Below are 18,883 nucleotides of genomic sequence, written 5' to 3' on the forward strand. Positions count from 1 at the left end.
GTCGTGGCCGTTGCCCGAGCTATCGGCGGCTACCGTGCCGCTCGTCTCGTCGAGCGCGTAGTGCGCGACGAGGTGCTAGGAAAATCCCAGCTTTCCCCGTCGATAGAGCGGGGGCGCGGTGGGCGCGAATCTCGCGAACCCATGCGCCGCATGCCTGTGAGCGCTCCCATGCCCGCGACGACGCGCGCACGAAAGTTCGCGCGGCCTCTCGGTGGCTAACTCCTCAAAGACGACGGAGTGTGAGCCAGATCACGCCGCGGTTGCACCGTTCACATAACTGATCTGAGGAGTTAGCCACGCGCCGAGCCGGCGAGGGATGCCGCCGAACGGATGCCTGGAGGGGCGGCTCAGGCGGGAAGACTGAGGCGTTCGCGCACCACGCCCGCGAGGGCCTCGGCGTGAGCGTGGGCGGTTTCGGCGTCGGCGGCCTCGACCATGACGCGCACGAGGGGCTCCGTGCCCGAGGGGCGCAGCAGAACGCGGCCCGAGTCCCCGAGCGCTGTGGATGCCGCAGCGACCGCATCCTGCACGACCTCGTCGGTCGCAACCAGCGACCGGTCGACGCCCTTCACGTTCACGAGCACCTGCGGGTACACGGTCATGATCGAGGCGAGCTCGGCAAGCGTCAGCCCGGTCCGGGCCATCTCCGACATGAGGTGCAGCCCCGTCAGCAGGCCGTCGCCGGTGGTGGCGAACCGAGACATGATGACGTGTCCGGACTGCTCGCCGCCGAGGGCGAAACCGCCCTCGTTCATGCGCTCCAGCACGTACCGGTCGCCGACGGCGGTCTGTTCGACACGGATGCCGTGATCGGCCATCGCACGATGCAGGCCGAGGTTGCTCATGACCGTGGCGACGAGAGTGTCGTCGGTGAGCTCCCCACGGTCTTTGAGCGCGACGGCGAGGATAGCCATGATCTGGTCGCCGTCGATCACCCGACCTGCAGCATCGACGGCGAGGCACCGGTCGGCGTCACCATCATGGGCGATACCCAGGTCCGCACCGTGCTCGACGACAGCAGCCGAGAGCTGATCGAGGTGCGTCGAGCCGACGCCGTCGTTGATGTTCAGTCCGTCGGGATCGGCGCCGATGACCGTCACGCGTGCGCCGGCATCCGAGAACGTCTGCGGTGAGACGCCGGATGCCGCGCCGTGCGCGCAGTCGAGTACGACGTGAAGCCCGTCGAGCCGATGCGGCAGGGACTGCAGGAGGTGGAGGACGTAACGGTCCTCGGCATCGGAGAATCGGCTGATCCGACCGACGCCGGCGCCCGTCGGTTGCAGCTTGTCGCCGCTCATGGCGGCTTCGATGCGCGCCTCGACGACGTCGGGCAGCTTCACGCCGCCGCGAGCGAAGATCTTGATGCCGTTGTCGGGAGCGGGGTTGTGGGATGCCGACACCATGACCCCGAAGTCGGCGTCATGATCGCCGACGAGGTAGGCCAGGGCGGGCGTCGGAAGGACGCCGGCGTCGAGCACGTCGACGCCCGAGGAGGCGAGTCCCGCCGAAACGGCGGCGACGAGGAACTCCCCCGAGACGCGCGGGTCGCGCGCGACGACGGCGGTGAGCCGCTTGCCCGCGGCGCGGCGGGCGTCAGCGGTGCGTCCTTGGCCCAGGACGACAGCGGTCGCCTGGGCCAAGGACAACGCGAGATCGGCGGTGAGGATGCCGTTGGCAAGCCCTCGTACGCCGTCCGTGCCGAACAGCGGCATGGTGCGCGGTGGCGAAGCGATTAACGCTTCGAGTACTGCGGAGCCTTGCGCGCCTTCTTGAGACCGGCCTTCTTGCGCTCCTTCACGCGAGCGTCGCGTGAGAGGAAGCCGGCCTTCTTGAGTGCCGGGCGGTTGTTCTCGGCGTCGATCTCGTTGAGCGCGCGGGCGATGCCCAGGCGCAGGGCGCCTGCCTGGCCCGAGGGGCCGCCGCCCTGGATGCGGGCGATGACGTCGTAGGCGCCGGTGAGGTTCAGCAGGGTGAAGGGGTCGGTCACGAGCTGCTGGTGCAGCTTGTTCGGGAAGTAGTTCTCGAACGTGCGGCCGTTGACGGTGATGGTGCCGGTGCCGGGGACCAGGCGCACGCGGGCGATGGCCTCCTTGCGGCGGCCGACTGCCGCGCCGGGAACGTTGAGCACGGGACGTGCAGCCTCAACAGCCTCGACGTCGACGGCAGATTCGGTGGTGTAGCTGGTGGGCTCGGTTGCGGTGGTGTCGTTCGCCACGAGTATGTCCTTCTGGGTCTGTCCGGCGCTTACTGGGCGACCTGGTCGAGCGTGTATGTCTTGGGCTGCTGAGCGGCGTGCGGGTGCTCGGCACCGACGTACACCTTCAGCTTGGACAGCTGCTGGCGACCCAGGCTGTTCTTGGGGAGCATTCCGCGGATGGCCTTCTCGACGGCGCGGACGGGGTTCTTCTCGAGCAGCTCGCTGTACGCGACGGCCTTCAGGCCGCCCGGGTATCCGGAGTGGCGGTAGGCCATCTTCTTCTCGAGCTTCTGGCCGGTGAGGGCAACCTTGTCGGCGTTGATGATGATGACGTGGTCGCCGCTGTCAACGTGCGGTGCGAAGGTCGCCTTGTGCTTGCCGCGCAGGAGCGCTGCAGCGTGGGAGGCGAGGCGGCCGAGAACGACGTCGGTGGCGTCGATCACGAGCCATTCGCGCTGGATTTCGCCAGCCTTGGGGGTGAATGTGCGCGTCACGATAGTGCTGCTTTCTGGTTCGAACGGAGGAGTTCGTGAATCCCGCTCCGGGGTGGTTCCGAGGCCGAAGGCCGCCGAACACGCCAGTGGAGGGCTCACGTTCGCGGTGATCTGCCGCAGTGAGGCAGGCACCAAAGAGCTAGCTTACGGCATCCGGATGCTGCGCGCGAACCGCCCACCCGGATGCCGTGGCCGTGACCGGATTCTCGCCCATGGCCGATGGCGAATACGCTGACGCTCATGGCTACCCGCGCCCGTCATCGACTCGGCCGCGGTGCGCTGGTTCCGGCGGCGCTGAACCTTGTCGGGATCGGCGCGATGACGGCGCCGGCGATCACCGGTCTGCCGCTGGCTGTCGATCTGCTGGCTCCCCCGACAGAGCGCACCGGCATCCTCGCGCTGGCTGTGACCATCGGCGCTGTCGCGGCGACGATAGCCAACCCGCTCTTCGGGGCACTCTCGGATCGCACCCGCTCGAGGCTGGGAGCGCGGCATCCGTGGATCATCGGCGGGGCTCTGTTCGGATTTGCCGCCATGGGCCTTCTGCTGGTCGCCCCCTCGATCGGGATCCTGCTCACGGCGTGGGTGCTCGTGCAGATTTCCTACAACGCGCTCCTGGCCGCAGCGGCGGGCCTGCTGGCTGACGCCGTTCCGGATGCCGAGCGCGGCCGGGCATCGGGGGCGTTCTCTGCAGCCGCTTTCCTCGGAACGGTCCCTCCCCTGCTCCTGTCGAGTGTTCTTCCCGATCACGTCGGCACAGTGACGATCTCCATGTCGCTCCTGGCGGTAGCAATCGCCGTGGTCGCGGCAGCGCTGCTTCCGTCGCGCGTGGCTGCGGCAACGGCAGCGGTGACGCGAAGCCCCGATGCCGAACCCGGCGGCATCGGGTCGATCCGCCGCTTCGCACCGGTGTGGGCCAGCCGATTCATCCAGTCGGTCGCGTTCGGTCTCGTGACCTCGTTCATGCTCTACCTCGTGGCAGATCGCATCACCGGAACTGCCGGTGCCGCCACGGCGCTCACCTCGCTGTCGACACTGTCCGGCGGCGCAGCCATCGTGGTTGCGGCACTGGCCGTCGGGTGGGTGGCTGACCGGATCGATCCCCGCATCCTGCTCGCCGGCTCCGCACTCCTCCTGGCTGGCGCGGCACTGGTTCGAGCAGGCGCCGGGAGCGCGCCGGTGCTCTTGGTAAGCGCTGTCCTCGGCGGGATTGCCATGGGGGTGTTCCTCGCGGTGAATCTCACGACGGCACTGCGCCGTATCCCCGCCGGCGCCGGCGGGCGATACCTGGGTGCCTTGAACGTCGCCGACACGCTCCCCCAGATCGTCGTCCCGAGCATCGCAGCGTGGCTACTCACCCTGGGAGGCCCTGATCCGATCTCCGGTGCCGCCGACAACTTCACGACCCTGTGCGTGGGCGCCGCCGTCGTAAGCCTCGCCGGGCTGGCGGCCCTACCCTTCCTGCGGTCCGCGCGCGACGGGGTCGTCGAGGCCGTCGTCGAGTCCGCCGGCGACGCCGGGTCTCACGAGGCCCCACGCGGCGAGCGCACGTAGCGCTTCGGCGCGACTGCTCACGCCGAGTTTGCGATAGAGCGCACGCAACTGTGACTTGACGGTGTTCGGCGACACGTTGAGGGCTGCGGCGATCTGAGCGACTCCGTCGTGGCGGCCGAGTTCGAGGGCCACGGCGTGCTCGCGCGCCGTGAGCCGAGGCGCAGCGCCGGGCGACCCGATCATCGCCCAGTCGCGGGCACGCTCGACGCGCTGGGCGAAGTCGCGCTGGTTCAGCCTGTCAGCGCTCGCGGCGAGCGCGGACAGGGCCGCATCGGGTACGAGCGCAAGCGCGAGCATCTGACCGCTCTCGGCGAGCGCAGCATCAGCACGTTCGATCGCGGTGCGGGTGTGTGCGTCATCGTGGCCGAGAACGGCGACGGCAGCGGCGGTAAGGGCGAGGTGCTCGGCCCGCGCCCGAGCGGATGCCTGCCCGGCTGCGGCACCGTTCAGCAGCCGCAACGCGCGTTCGGCGTCGCCTGCGGCGAGGGCGATTCGGGCGCGGCTGACGGCGGTGCGCGCATCTTCGCTGCGGCCGAGGAGACGCTCGGCTCCCGCGAGATCGCCGGCTGCCACGGCTGCCAGCGCACTCGTGTGCCGCAGGCGGCTGCTGGTGAACTGCGAGACAGCGCGCCTGGCGCGTTGGGCGCTGACGATGCTCCGGATCCGCTCGCGGGCGATGTCGGGCCGGTGGCGACGCAGTTCGATGAGCACGTCGACGTGCAGGAGCGGTGCCCAGTGCTCGATCGTCTCGCGGTGTTCGTCGAGGGCGTGCAGGTGCGCGTCAGCGGCGTCGAGGTCGCCGTCTTCGAGGGCTATGACGGCGTGGGCCAACTGCAGATAACTGCCCGGATAGCCCGTCTTCCAGCGCTCGGGCCATTCCCGTTCCTCGGCGCGGCCGGCGACGGCGTGCGCCTGCACGATGTCGCCATCCAGCGCGTATGTTCCCGCGAGCAGGGCGAGCCCCTGCAGCCCCGCGCGATACCCGCCGGCGTCGCCGACTGCTACCGACTGGCGGAAGCAGACGATCGCCCGGGGAATGTCGCCGCCGTACAGCAGGCTCGTTCCGACCTGGTTCCAGACGCTCGGCTCGTTACGGCCCAGCCGAAGCCGGTCGTCCGGACTCAGTTCGCCGAGGGTATCGAAGGCCTCACGAGCAGCCTTCGTTCCGTCACGCCCCGAAACGCGTTGCGCCGCAGACTCGATGGCGCGCAGCAGGACGCGGTCGGCCGGATCACGGGTCGCTGAACGCTGCCGCGAACCGTACGCGGCGAGCAGGAAGTACTCGATCGCGCGGAGCCGGTGGTCGGGCCGGGCGTTGGCGATGATCGCGAGCAACGTCGTCACCAGCGGCAGCCTCCCGAGCACGGTGAGGGGCACTCCCCGAAACAGCTCGGTGACGCGCAAGCCGTACGGCAGGAGCTCGTTCCAGAAGCGGCGCACGGTGTCGGTCGCGAGGGGCCAGTCGCGATACTCGACAGCGCGGCGCAGCGCCGAGAAGGGCTGTCCGCTCTCGAGCTCCCACTGCGCGATCAGGGTGTTCAGCTCCCGAAGCCGCCCCGGCGACAGGTTCCGGCGCGCGGATGCCGACAGCGCCCGCCGCGCGAACGGTGACGGCTCGAAGACGGCCGCAGCATCCCGCCGCAGGCCGTGGCTGCCATGTCCACGCCACTGACCCAGCCCCTCCCGCTCGGCACGGTCGAGGAGGACTGCGGCATCGGCCTCGCCGCTGAGACGGGCAGCGAGCTCGACATCGACGGCATCGGCGAGGCAGATCGCTTCGAGGAAGCCGGTGAACTGCGTGTCCCACGACGGCCGCCGGATGCGCAGAAACGAGTCGACGATCTCCGATACGCGAGACGAGTCGATCTCCCGCAGGGTCCGGTCGCCGCCGCGTCCCCCCGCGGCGTTCTCGTCGAATGTCAGGAGCCGAGCAAGCCCGGGCGCGCCGCCGTGGTCGAGAACGTCCCCCACGATCGGAGTGTCTTCGCTGGTGTGCAGGAGTGCGGCAGTTTCACCCCGGGTGAGGGCGAGTTCGTCGTCGCGCAGCACGACGACGTCGAGCGCGATCGTGAGGCCGGGCTCGACGAAACCGTTCGCAACGCGAGTGGTGGTACGCACCGAGAGCGATGGCAGGTCGCCCAGCAGCCGGATAAGCCCGCTGACGGTGTCGGGTTCGAGATACTCGCTCTCATCGATCGCGAGGGCGAGCTCTCCGAGTCGCGCGAGGCCGCGGCGGAGCGTGTCCCAGGGATCGGCGACGAATTGGAAGGCGGCTGGCCCTGCAGAGAGCGGGTTCCCGGGCTCGAGCAGGCCATAGTCGTGAAGCGCCAGGGCGAGGTGGCCGGCGAAGACGATCGGCGACCCGCCACCGTCGGCGACGCGGAGCCAGAGACCGCGGCGAGACGTACGCGCGGCCCACTGAGCCATCGCGACGGTCTTTCCCATGCCTGCCGGCGCGCACAGGACAGCCAGGGCATGGTCTTCCTCGAGAACAGCTTCAAGGCGTGGGCGATCGAGAAGCGCGCCCGGAAGGCGCGGAACACCGACAAGACCCATTGCATCGACCTCGGCGACGCCGCGGAGGAGGGAAGGGCGCGGCGGCGCTTCCTTAGGATACGACGCGTCAGAACAGGGCGAGAGGTCCCGCGACGGCGCCACGCACGAGAGCCCCCACGAGCAGCAGACAGGTGCCAAGGAGGAACAGGCCCGCGAATGTGAGGGCCAAGCGCAGGTTCGTCATGATGGGCGTGCCTTTCGAGCGCGAAGGTCGGTGCAGGCATCCAGACGGTGGGCCGTCGCTCGGGGAGGAACGTCCGGCCCACCGCCGGAGGGATCTGGGAACCCCGCGGCGAGCGTAAGCATCCGGCCATTGACACAAATGGCGTCCTCGGTGCAATTCACCCGCCCGTTCACCCCCGCACTGATCGGCCAGAACGCGGGGTGAAGCAACGGGTGAATTCGGGCCGGACAACCGGTCTGCGCCGGCGCGTGCCCGAATACTCGGGCGGAGGAGTCGCCAGCTCGCGGGCCCGAGCGCGTCTGGAGATCCCTGTGCCTGCGCGTGCGCGGGCACTGTGCGCTGCCCTCCCTCGCTCCGCGCGGAGCGACCTGACAGAAGAAGCCGGTCATTCGATGAACGCCCCTGCTCCCTCAGTATCCGTCGCTCCCGCGAGCCGCCGCGCGTCACGAGAGCGTAGGCGGCGGGCGTGGATGCGGCGAGTCTCGCTGGCACTTGCGCCAGCAGTGATCGCCAGCACTGTGGGCCTGGGCATCTGGGGCGCGACCACGGCGGCATCGGCCGCTGCCTTGCCCGATCCGTCGACCTCGATCGGGCTGGTGCAGACGGGCGGCGCGTACGGGGATGCCGACACCAAGCCATTCATCCTGGCGGGCGAGGATGCCACCTTCGATGTGTCGATCACGAACACCTCGACAACGGGCGGATACAACGCGTCGCTTACCGTCCTGCTGCCGAGCGGCATCGATTTCGTCTCGTCGGGCGGGATGGGTAGCCCCGTCGTATACCCGAGCGGCGCACAGCTTCCCAACAGCGCGAAGACGCAATCCGGCGACCCGCTGGCGACCGTGCCCGCGGGGATGCAGCTGTGGGTTTTCCAGGATGTCGCCGACTTGCCCGGCACGGCGACGTACCCGTCGTCACTGACCGTCCGCCCCGACGCTGACCTCTTCCCGGTCGGTGCCGAGCCCGACATCACCCTCACGGGCTACATCTCCGCCGACCCCGCCCTCATCCCGGTCTTCGACGGTTCCACCGGCGTGGGCGGTACCGCGGGCGCTGCCGAGACCTCGGGCGGTGCCAGCTCGACCGGCATGCCGGTTCACGCGCTGCGGTTGACCAAGCACGAACCGAGCCCCGAGATCGAACTGCTGCGCGGTGTGCACGACCACCAGACCGTCTACACACTGACCGTCGAGAACTCGCCGCAGGGCGACACGAACGGCGTCACCCTCGTCGACTTCCTCCCCGCAGGCCTCGAGTTCCTGGCGTGCGCAAGCGTTGACAACACGGCCGACTCGCCGCTGCTCTACGACGCCGGCGGAACCCTTGGCGGGTCGCTGGAGTACCCGACGGCCGGCCCGATCACGGGCGCCTCGCCCGCTGAATGCCTGGCGCCTGCCAGCGTCGAGACGGTGAACTCCGGTATCCCCGCCGGCCTCGACCCGGGCGTCTACACGAAGGTGACCTGGAACCTCCCCAACCTCACCGGCGGCACGGCGCAGGCCACCGACCTCAGCGCCCCGGGTGTGGCTGGCACGTACGTGATCCGCTACGTCGCCGCTGTCCCGCTGTTCGAGAACACGATGGACTTCGTCACCGCGGCCGGGAGCGGCACTCCCGATCCGGCCGGGCTCCAGCAGGCATCCAACCTGAACAACAACAACGGCGCCTCGACCCGGCAGGGACAGGGCGCAGGCTTCGGTGACGGCATCCTGTACGACAATCTCGCGACCGTTGCCGGGACGTACGCCGGACCGCTCGCCCCCTCCGCTTCCGCGTCAGCGAGCGACACCGACAGCGAGCAGATCCAGGCGATGGACCTGCGGGTGCTCAAGAGCGTTACAACCGGTGCCGGCAGTGAGTTCATCACGGGGGGCTTGGCGACCTACACGCTGAACATTGCGACGAGCGAGTACACGAGCGCCGGCGACTCGAGCGATCCCGACCCGATCGAGCTCGTGGACACGTTCGCCAACGGACTGTGCCCTGCCCTCCCCGGTCCCGCAACGGCCAGCATTACGGGCGACCCGCTTCCCGCCGATTGCCTCTATCCGTCGTCGGATGCCGGCGCGACGCTCATCGGCGCCACCGCGACGGCGATCGACTATGACTCGGCAACCGGCACGTTCGCGGTGACCTACCTGATCGACCCGGCAGCCCTCACCGCGAACGACGAGCACGTGGTCAGCTACACGGCTCTCATGCGCAGCACGTACGACACGGACGACCCGTGGGTCGGTCCCACGACCTCGGGCGACAGCCTCGACAACACCGTGACGATCACGGGATGGACTGACGCGATCCCCGCTCTCACCGGTGTGACCAACGGCAGCGGCGTCCCCGCCGATGGCACAGAGGATGTCTGGGACGACTCCGAAGCGACGCTGGATTCGGCCTTCTCTGCCATCTCGAAGCAGGTACTCCCCCGCGATGCTGTCGTCCCGACGCCGGGGGTTGCCCCGACCGCCGCAACCTCGTGCGACGTGGCCCCGGGCGCCCCGTGGGCGCAGAACCAGACGGATGCCGCAGACCCCGCCTTCCACGCCGGAGATGTCGTCTGCTACGAGTTGACTGTCGACTTCGCGAACGAGATTGACGTGCGAAACCCGCTGGTCACGGACTTCCTTCCCGCGGGCGTCTCGTACCTGGATTCGGCAATCTACAGCGGAGCCGGCGGAACGACCGCCGGTGTCACGGTCGACAGCTTCTCGCAGAGCGGTCAGCGACTGGACTGGCAGGTCGGCACGGTGGGTGCCGGAGGCGACCGCTACGTGCCCCTGAACTCGACGCTCGTGCTCCACGTTCTGGGTCTCGTGACCTCGAACACCCCGTCCGACAGCTCGGCGCTCGACAAGCCGCAGAACCTCATGAAGTACCAGCAGGAGAACGTGCTGGGCGACCTGTTCTTCTTGCGTGACGCGTCCGAGATCCAGCTCGGGCAGGGCCCGACCCTCCTCAAGGGTGTCCGCGACGTGGACGGCGACGCCACCCTGCCCGCGCAAAGCCAGAACAACGCAGACGGCACCGTGTTCGATTCGAACCGCGACGGCATCCAGGTTGCTGCCAGTGACGTCGTCACCTACCGCGTGGATCTCTCCGGTGGCGATTTCGACGCCGATCTGACGGTCTGGGATGCCCTGCCCAGTGGCATCGATAAGGGCGATGTCTCAGCGATCAGCAACGGTGGCGTCGCGCTCGATCCGGGCGACCTGGGCTATCCGGCGAACCTCGAGTCGGCATACAGCGGTCACTCGGTCATCGTCTGGACGGGCATCGCGGTGGCTGCGGCGCCGGGAACGGCGACCCTCACGTACGACGTCACGGTTCCCGCCGACGCGCGCGTGAATGTCGACTACGACAACACGGCCTCGATCACGCAGTACGACGTCACACTGAACACCGGGGACACCCAGACTCTCTACCCCACCGATTCCTTGGATGACACGACCCGGCCGGTCGACGAGACCGTACCGGGCGCGAACACCCGCGACGACTCGTCGGTGTTCACCCCCGACCCGACAGTCGATAAGGAACTGATCTCGACCGAGGTCGGTCCGAACACAGGCATCGGCGAGCAGAATCTCGACCCGAACAACGGCTCGAACCAGGCTGTGCAGGGTGAGCTCATCACCTTCGAGTACTCGGTTTCGGTCCCCGCTCACACGTCGGTGACGAACGCCGTTCTGCGCGATCGCGGCACCCTGCTGCGCGGCGGCACGACAGTGCCGTACACGGTGCACGGCACCCCGTCCTGGACGGCCTCTGCACTGACGGGAGCAGCGGCAGGAGACTTCTCGCTCTCCCCGGCCGGTGAGCTCACCTTCCCCACTTCGTACGCGAACACCTCGGATGTCGATCAGCTGTTCACCGTGACGCTGACGCTGTACGTGGGTGACGCGGGCAACACCAACGCCACGTTGAACAACCGCGCACTGTTCACGAGCGACACCTGGAATGGGCAGCACGACGCCTCGGTCGTCTACATCGAGCCGAACCCGCAGATCACGAAGTCGGCGTCTCCGGCATCCGATCTCACGACCAGCGACACGATCACGTACACGCTGAGCGTTGCGAACACCTCGAACCGCCCGATCTCGTACGACAACGTGATCGTCGACACGGTGCCGGCCGGCCTCATTGTCGACATCGGTTCGGCATCCGTGACCCCAGCCGCCTTCGACACCGGCGTCACCACCGGAGCCGGCGGCACCATCACCTGGAACGTCGCCGAGATCCCGCCGACGGCGTCGATCACCTACGAGGCGAGCATCGATCCTTCCACCGGTGGCGGCGAGAGCTACACGAACACCGCCACCGAGACCGGTTACACCCTCCCGGCGAGCCTCGGTGGGGATGTCACAAGCCGTCGCGGCACCCGCACCTCGAACGACGACGCGACGGTCACCGCTGTGACCGCCGAGATCGCCAAGGGTGTGCGCACCGCCGGCACGACCGACGCCTTCGCTGGCAGCGTGTCCGAGCCGCTCGGCGAAACCGTCGAGTATCAGGTTGAGGTGACGCTGAAAGCCAACATCAACTACTACGACCCGGTGATCTCCGACGACCTTCCGGCCGGCGTCGTCCTGCAGGACGCGACCATCACCGGCCCGACCGCGAGCCCGTCCACCGGCGTCACCGGAACCTGGGACTACGCGCTGGATGCCGGTACGAACACCGCCACCTGGACCTACGACGACGGTGCCGGCAACGACATCCTGTCCGAGCCGGTCGACCGCGTGCTGACCCTCACCTACGAGGTTCTCCTGGACGGCAGTGCGGTGCCCGCGAACATCAGCGATCTGCCGAACACTGCAGTGTTCGGCTGGAACACCGCCAACGGCGACCCCTCGACCCGCACCTCGATCGATGACGACGCGAATGTCGACGTGCTGGACCCGCTGCTCGGGATCGCCAAGACGGTCTCTGACGCCACCCCGAACCCGGGAGAGAGCTTCGACTACACCGTCACGGTGACCAACACCGGCGCGACTCCCGCGTACAACATGGTCGTGAGCGACGTCGTCCCCGCAGGCGTCCTCGTCGACCCCGCCACGATCACCGGCGGTGGCACGCTCACGGGTGCCGACCCGGCGCTCGGTGGTGGCACCGTCACGTGGGATGAGACCGACCTGCCGGGCCCGCTCAGCAACACCGCCCCCGGCAACACCGTGCAGTTCACGTACTCGGCGACGCTGACCGCGAGCGCCAACCTGCACGACGGTGACGCATTCACCAACACCGCATCCGTCGACCACTACGAGTCGTTCCCGACAGATGGCCGGGACTACGACCCGACGGATGTCGACGACTCCGCGACAGTTGACCCGGCGTTGCCGGACGTGGCGCTGACCAAGGCGGTCACTGCGGGTGATCTCGCTTACGCGAACACGCCGTTCAGCTGGACCATCACCGCCACAAACAACGGGGATGGCCCCGCCCAGACGGTGGAGCTTATCGACACCCTGCCGGTGAACTGGGAGTTCCAGGCCATCACGAGCGTGACTGTGGCGGGCACCCCGGTCTCGCCTCCCCCGACGACGACGGTCACCGGCAGCGGCGACCCAGGCGACCTGCAGCAGCTCGCCTGGTCGTTCGGCGCCGACGCCCCAGCCTCCCCGGTCCTGCAACCCGGCCAGTCGATCGTGATCGTCTTCACGGCGATCCCGCGTACCGCCGCTCTCACCGACGCGGGCGTCACGCAGGCCGGCCCTCCGGTCGTCCGTCCGCCGCACACGAACACCGTTGCGGGCACGACGACCGACACCTCCGGTGCGACCGAGGACGCCGACGGTGAGTACACCGGTCCGGATGCCGAAGCAGACGCGTTCATCCACGCGGCAGACCTCCAGCTGCAGAAGGATGCTGGCGTGGGTCTCGTCGCGGGCGGCGCCGCCGGCACGGCCTGGACGATCACGGTGACCAACAACGGTCCCGATGAGGCTGTCGGACCCTTCACCGTCAGCGATACGTGGGGCGATGCCGGTGTGCTGCCGGCGGGCTTCAGCGTGACCGGTGTCTCGGGCACCGGCTGGGACTGCGCGCTAGTGTCGACGACCGGGTTCGATTGCTCGCGCACGAACAGCGCCGACACTCTCGCCTCCGGCGCGAGCTTCCCGGTGATCACGGTCACGGCGCAGGCGGCGGCATCCTTCGATGTTGCCGACTCCCCCGTCGACAACACGGCGAACGTGACGGGCGCAACCCACGACCCCGACCCGTCGAACAACACTGACGATGCCGAGGTTCCTGTCACTGCCGAGGCCGATCTCGTGATCGACAAGACAGCCTCGAACCCCGTGAACGCGGGAGGCTCTGTGACCTGGACTCTCACCGTCACGAACGACGGGCCGTCCGACTCGGTCTCGACGACGGCGAACCCGATCACGGTGAGCGACACGATCCCCACGGGAATGCTGAACACGATGCTCGGCACTCTCCCCGCCGGCTGGACCGCGTCGGCCCCGGGGCCGTTCGCCGCGGGCGATACGGTGACACTCACCCTCGCCGACGGGGAACGGCTGACCGCGGGCCAGGTGACCGCGTTCACCCTCACCGGCACGATCGACCCGTCGTGGCCCGCAGGTACCGATATCTCGAACAGCGGCACTGTGACCCCCGGTGAGACGACCGACCCGGACCCGTCGAACAACACCGACACCGACACAGTGACGCCCGGTATCGACACGACGCTCGGAATCAACAAGACCCGGGTCGTCTTCGACGGCTCGGACTGGGTGCCGGCGACCGCGACGAACCCGGTAGTGCCGGGAGACCCGGTGACCTACCTCGTCGAGGTGGCCAACACCGGCACGGCGGACGCTCGTTCGGTGACGGTCGATGACGAGGTGGCTGATTACTTCAGCTACCAGTCGTTCGAGTCAGTGACCGGTACCTGGACACGTACGTCCTCGACCTCGGCGCCAGGCGATGACCAGAGCTTCGCCCTCACAGGTGACCTGGCAGCCGGCGACTCGGCGTCGTTCCGCGTGGCCCTGCTGCTGGATGCAGCGGTCGAGTCCGGCGCGACGGTCGAGAACACGGTCATCGCGCACGCCGACAACGCGACAAACGACCCGGACGACACCGATTCCACCTCCGACTCGGAGCGTTCGGCTGATCTCTCGATCGAGAAGACGCATACCGGCACGGTGCACGCGGGCGACCCGCTGGAGTACACGGTCACGGTGACCAACAACGGCCCATCGGCTTCGTCGGGCCCGATCGAGATCACCGACACCCTGCCGTCTGGCTTCGGTTATCAGACCGGCAGCGCGACGGTCAGCGTCGCCGGCGGCACGGCGACGGCGACCGAGCCTGTCGTGGCGGGTCAGACCCTCACCTGGACGGTGGGAGACTCCTCCTCGAGCCTCGCGAACGGCGCCACGATCGTGATCGTCTTCTCGGCGACGACGGATTCTGACCTCACCGCCGGCTCGTACATCAACGAGGCTGACGTCGATGGCCCCGACGATGACAACCCGAGCAACAACCATGCCGAGGACCCGACGAGCCTCGACACGCTCACGAACCTCGTGATCACCAAGACACCGGATACCGGGCCCTACATCGCCGGCACGGACGTGGGCTACACGCTCACCATCGAGAACGAGGGTCCGTCGGTGGCGCGCGATGTCGTGGTTACCGACGCCACCCCGGTGGGAATGACCGTCACGGCGATGTCGGGCAGCGGCTGGACATGCGATGTCACGGCGGCTCCGGCGGCCTGCGAGATCGCCGACCTGCCCGTGGGTACGACCACGATTTCGGTGACGGCGGCACTGTCGGCATCCGTTTTGACGGGAACCGACCTGACCAACACCGCGACCGTGGCGACCTCGACACCAGAGACGAGCACGTCCGACAACTCCGACGACGCGACGATCACGGTCGAGACCCTCGCGGATCTCGGCATCGTGAAGACCGCTGTCGACGAAGCTGGTGACCCCGTCACCACCGCGATTGCGGGCGACGAGGCGCGGTACCTCCTCGAGGTGCACAACTACGGACCCTCGAACGCGATCGCCCCGGTGACAATCGTCGACACGCTACCCGAGGGCATCACCTTCGTCGGCCTGGTCGACGCGGCCGACTGGTCAGCTGTGGCCGATCCGGTGGATCCGGTCAGCGGCACCCAGACCGTGGCGCTCACCCGCGTGCCCTCGGGCGCGGGTCTTGCGGCGGGGGCTGACGCCCCGCAGGTGACGCTCATCGTGCAGCTCGACCCGTCGATCGCGGTCGACCCGGTCACCGGCACCACGGTGCTGACCAACAGCGCCACGGTGAGCTCGGGCACCCCCGAACCCGCACCGGACCCGCACGAAAACACCGACACTGCCGATCTGGAGGTCAGCCAGGCGGTGAACCTGTCGATCGTGAAGACCCACGATGCGGGAGATGTGCGCATCGGCGATGACCTCCCGTTCGATCTCTCGGTTCGCAACGATGGGCCGTCGACCGCGACCGGTGTGACGGTTGTCGACACGATCCCCGCCGGTCTCGAATACGTGGATGCCGCGGGAAGCGACCCCGCGTGGACCGTGGTGGCGGACCCCGTGGCGCCCGACGGGACAACGACGGTGACCGCAACGCTCTCCGGTGACCTGGCGCCCGCGACCGACGCCCCGACGCTCTCGCTCACGGTGACCGTTACCGCGGCCGCCTACGACCAGGTCGTCAACGTCGGTGTCGTCTCGGCCGACCAGCCCGAGACTGACCCCTCCGACAACAGCAGCGATGACACCGTCACGGTGCCGCCGCAGTCGACGCTGGTTGTGACCAAGACTGCCCTGGGCGCTTTGCAGGTCGGCTCGAAGGGCACCTATGTGATCGCGGTCACGAACGAGGGGCCTACCGAGGACCCGGGCCCGATCGTGGTGACAGACGTGCTGCCTCGAGGCCTGAGCTTCGTGTCGGCGTCCGGCACCGGCACGACATGCGACGCGTCCGGCCAGACGGTGACGTGCACGCTCGACGGGCCGCTGGGAGTGGGGCAGACGGCATCGATGACGCTCGTGGTGGCCGTCGCTAACGGTGCCTACCCCGAGGTGACGAACACCGTTACGGTCACCACCCCGACCGAGCAGCTGCCGGGCTCGACGCTCACCGCGTCGACCACGAACCCGGTGGCAGCTGATCCGCTGGCCGGTACGGGAGGAACGCTTCCCGGGTGGCTAGTGATGGCGGCGCTTCTGCTCCTGATCGCGGGCGGTGGGTTCTTCGCTGCGTCACGTCGACGGGCCGATTCGTGAGAATCGCGTCATGAAACGCACCGAACGGCATCTGTAGGGGTGTGAGCACGCCTACAGCCCATGACCATAGCCCTCCCCCGCCCGACCTGTCGGGCTCGGGAGGGCGTTGGTCGATCCGTTTCGAGGCGCGCCGCTGGCGTCATCTGGTCATCCCGTCGCGAGCTGGCCTGCCACGGCTGCGTGAGGCAACACTGCGCGGGCCGTGGCTTGAGCTCGCTGACCGGTCCCGCGTGTGGCAGTGGTGCCGGTGCGCGGTGGAGGTCACCTGCGCGTCTCCGCGGCGAGCAGCCTGGACCAGGTCACTGCCGGCCAGGATGCTGCTCGTCTCCCCCCGCGGGACGGACTCTGTATCAGCACCGGCCGCGGATGCCGCAGCGGCGAGCAGCGTGGTCTTCGACTGCGCGGGACTCTCGCGAGCGGATTTCGATCAGCTGAGCCGTCACGTTCGCCTTTTCACAGCTACCGCATGGTTGCGCGATGGGGCTCTGGAGCCGAATCTTGAGACTGGCCGTATCTGGGAGCGGCTGTCACCGGTGTCCACTCGAAAGGTGAGCTGACCGTGCCCCGCACAGGTCTGGCGGCCCTGAGTGACGACGACCTCGTCGCGCTCTCGCGCCGCAACACGACTGCCGCGTACGCGGAACTGTGGCTGCGTCACAGTGCTGCGGCGCTGGCTGTCGCGCGCGCTTTCACGACGCTGGATGCCGATGATGTCGTCTCCGAGGCCTTCACCCGGGTCTTCGCGCGCATCAAAGACGGCGGGGGCCCGACGATGGGTTTCCGTCCCTACCTCTTGACTGCCGTGAAGAACGTTGCGCGCGAGTGGGGGTCCCGTGCCGCCGAGACGACGAGCACGGATGTCGCGGGCCTGCCGGCCTCGACCGACACGGCCGAGTCTGTCGAGGCAGCCCTGGAGGCGGGCGTCACAGTCTCTGCCTTCCGTTCTCTTCCCACCCGCTGGCAGGAGGCCCTCTGGTACAGCGATGTCGAGGGGTTGAAGCCGCGCCAGTTCGCTCCGCTGCTGGGTCTTGCCGCCAACGCGGCGTCGGCGCTCGTCATCCGTGCCCGACGCGGTTTTCGGGATGCCTGGGTCAGCGCCCAGCTGCTGGCAGCCGACAACGACGAGTGCCGCGGAGTGCTGTCGATGCTCGGCGCTCACACGCGCGGGGCCCTGAGCGCCCGAGATGCCCGCGCCGCTGAGGCCCACATCGCGACGTGCGCGAAGTGTGCGCTGGCCTGGAACGAGGCTCAGCAGGTATCGACCAGGCTCGCGCTCGCGCTGCTGCCGGTTGTGGTGGGGGTTCCCGCGACCGCCGCCTACGCGGCGTGGCTGCAGTCCAGTGCTGCGGCAGGGGCTGCCACTGTCGCTGCCGCCGCGTCGACGACCGGGGTCAAGCCGCCGCGGTCCCGACTTTCGCGCTCGGCCCAGGTGGGGGTGGTGGCAGCCGCGGCGGTTGCCGCTGTGGCTCTCGGTGCCGGAGTGTGGGCAGCGGTCGGCACGATTTCCGGCGGTCTGGTCGAGGCGAATCCCCCGGCCGCGCAGCCCGCCTCCCCGAGCGACGCCGAGACTGTCGTGGATCCCGAGAACGACGCGCCTGCGCCGGTCCCGCTTCCCGATACGGAGAGGCCCGATGCGGGAGCGCCCGCGCCCCGGCCCGATCGCATGCCCGCGCCAGCCGGCCCCGTTGACCCCGACCCGGAAGAGCCGGCACCCGCTCCGACCCTGAGTCCCACGCCCAACCCGACCCCGACGCCAACACCGACCTCTACGCCCACGCCCACACCCACGTCGAGTCCGAGTCCGAGTCCGACTCCCACGCCAACACCCACAGTGCCGCCCCTGCCTGCGCCGCAGGTCGTGGTGGATGCGAGCGCCGGAACGCAGGTGTACCCCGAGCTGTCGGGAACTGACGCCGAGCCGGGCGCAACGGTCGAGGTCCTCGATGAGACCGACGTCGTCAGAGCGACGACGGTCGCCGACGATGCGGGAGCGTGGAACGTGACCGATCTGTCCGGGGGCGCATGCACGACTGATGCATCCGCATACCTTCCTCCGGGCGATCACACTCTCACTGCCCGGCAGTCGATCGATGGACGCACCTCTCCCCTGTCGACCGGTGTCGCGGTCTCGGTGGCCTCTCCGCCCGCGTTCGTCTCGCCGAGCGAGGGAGAGGTCGTCTCCCGCTCCGGGTTCATCCTGTCGATCACGGGTGAGCCGGCGGCATCCGTGCAGCGCATAAAGCTGCCCGACCCCTCGCCCTGCCGCCCAACGCCGATGGTGCTGGATGCCTCAGGCTCCTTCTCGCAGCAGTTCACGCTCTCCGCGTCAGACACCACGGTCACGATCGGCATCCGTTATATCGATCCGGGCACCGGTCGTCACGGTGTCGCATCGTTCGTCACCTTCACCGCCGGGTAGCGCCCGCCCAAGACTTTCAGTCGCGCCAAAGTGCGGCATCCGTCGCCCGACACCCGCAATACGGCGCGACCGAACCAACCGTCCGTCCACGGGTAGCGCCCCACCCAACCCGTTCGGTCGCGCCGTTGTGCGGCGTCCGTGCCCCCGCGCCCGCAGCACGGCGCGACCGAACCGCAAAATGCTTCCCGGATTCGCGTCACGAATTCTCCTTCCCTGCATCTGTGGTGGTGA

The 18,883-nt window shown here is 68.7% G+C and carries 7 protein-coding genes; 3 read left to right on the top strand and 4 right to left on the bottom strand.

Going from position 1 to position 18,883, the window contains the following annotated elements; genetic code table 11:
• Nucleotides 1–347: 347 nt before the first annotated feature.
• The 3 genes from glmM to rplM are packed head-to-tail and all read right to left on the bottom strand — an operon-like array spanning nt 348 to nt 2,691.
• Nucleotides 348–1,712, bottom strand: coding sequence for a phosphoglucosamine mutase (gene glmM / locus LL236_RS02475; protein WP_228177217.1), 1,365 nt, complete (start codon nt 1,710–1,712; stop codon nt 348–350).
• 20 nt (nt 1,713–1,732) lie between these two features.
• Nucleotides 1,733–2,215, bottom strand: coding sequence for a 30S ribosomal protein S9 (gene rpsI / locus LL236_RS02480; protein WP_292729292.1), 483 nt, complete (start codon nt 2,213–2,215; stop codon nt 1,733–1,735).
• A 29-nt stretch (nt 2,216–2,244) separates the two neighbouring features.
• Entirely contained in the window at nt 2,245–2,691 is a 447-nt protein-coding gene (gene rplM / locus LL236_RS02485; protein WP_228177219.1) for a 50S ribosomal protein L13, read from the bottom strand.
• Between the two features lie 240 nt (nt 2,692–2,931).
• On the opposite strand from rplM, the gene LL236_RS02490 reads away from it, so the two are divergent.
• The gene (locus LL236_RS02490) at nt 2,932–4,245 is read left to right on the top strand and encodes an MFS transporter (RefSeq protein ID WP_228177220.1); all 1,314 of its coding nucleotides are present in this window, start codon (nt 2,932–2,934) and stop codon (nt 4,243–4,245) included.
• Here LL236_RS02490 and LL236_RS02495 read toward each other — a convergent pair.
• Nucleotides 4,144–6,801 carry a LuxR C-terminal-related transcriptional regulator gene (locus tag LL236_RS02495; protein ID WP_228177221.1) on the bottom strand — a complete coding sequence of 886 codons (2,658 nt, stop codon included), beginning with the start codon at nt 6,799–6,801 and terminating at the stop codon, nt 4,144–4,146. The two genes, LL236_RS02490 and LL236_RS02495, sit on opposite strands and share 102 nt — an antisense overlap.
• Before the next feature lie 576 nt (nt 6,802–7,377).
• On the opposite strand from LL236_RS02495, the gene LL236_RS02500 reads away from it, so the two are divergent.
• Together LL236_RS02500 and LL236_RS02505 are read left to right on the top strand one after the other, a co-directional pair.
• A complete protein-coding gene (locus LL236_RS02500) occupies nt 7,378–16,233 on the top strand; it encodes an isopeptide-forming domain-containing fimbrial protein (protein ID WP_228177222.1) in 8,856 nt (2,951 codons plus the stop codon).
• Between the two features lie 559 nt (nt 16,234–16,792).
• On the top strand, nt 16,793–18,652 hold the full coding sequence (locus LL236_RS02505) for a zf-HC2 domain-containing protein (RefSeq protein ID WP_228177223.1): 1,860 nt from the start codon (nt 16,793–16,795) through the stop codon (nt 18,650–18,652).
• Nucleotides 18,653–18,883: the final 231 nt, after the last annotated feature.

Origin of the sequence: Microbacterium schleiferi, assembly GCF_020781975.1 — a bacterium.
In the GTDB taxonomy this organism is placed as follows: Bacteria; Actinomycetota; Actinomycetes; order Actinomycetales; family Microbacteriaceae; genus Microbacterium.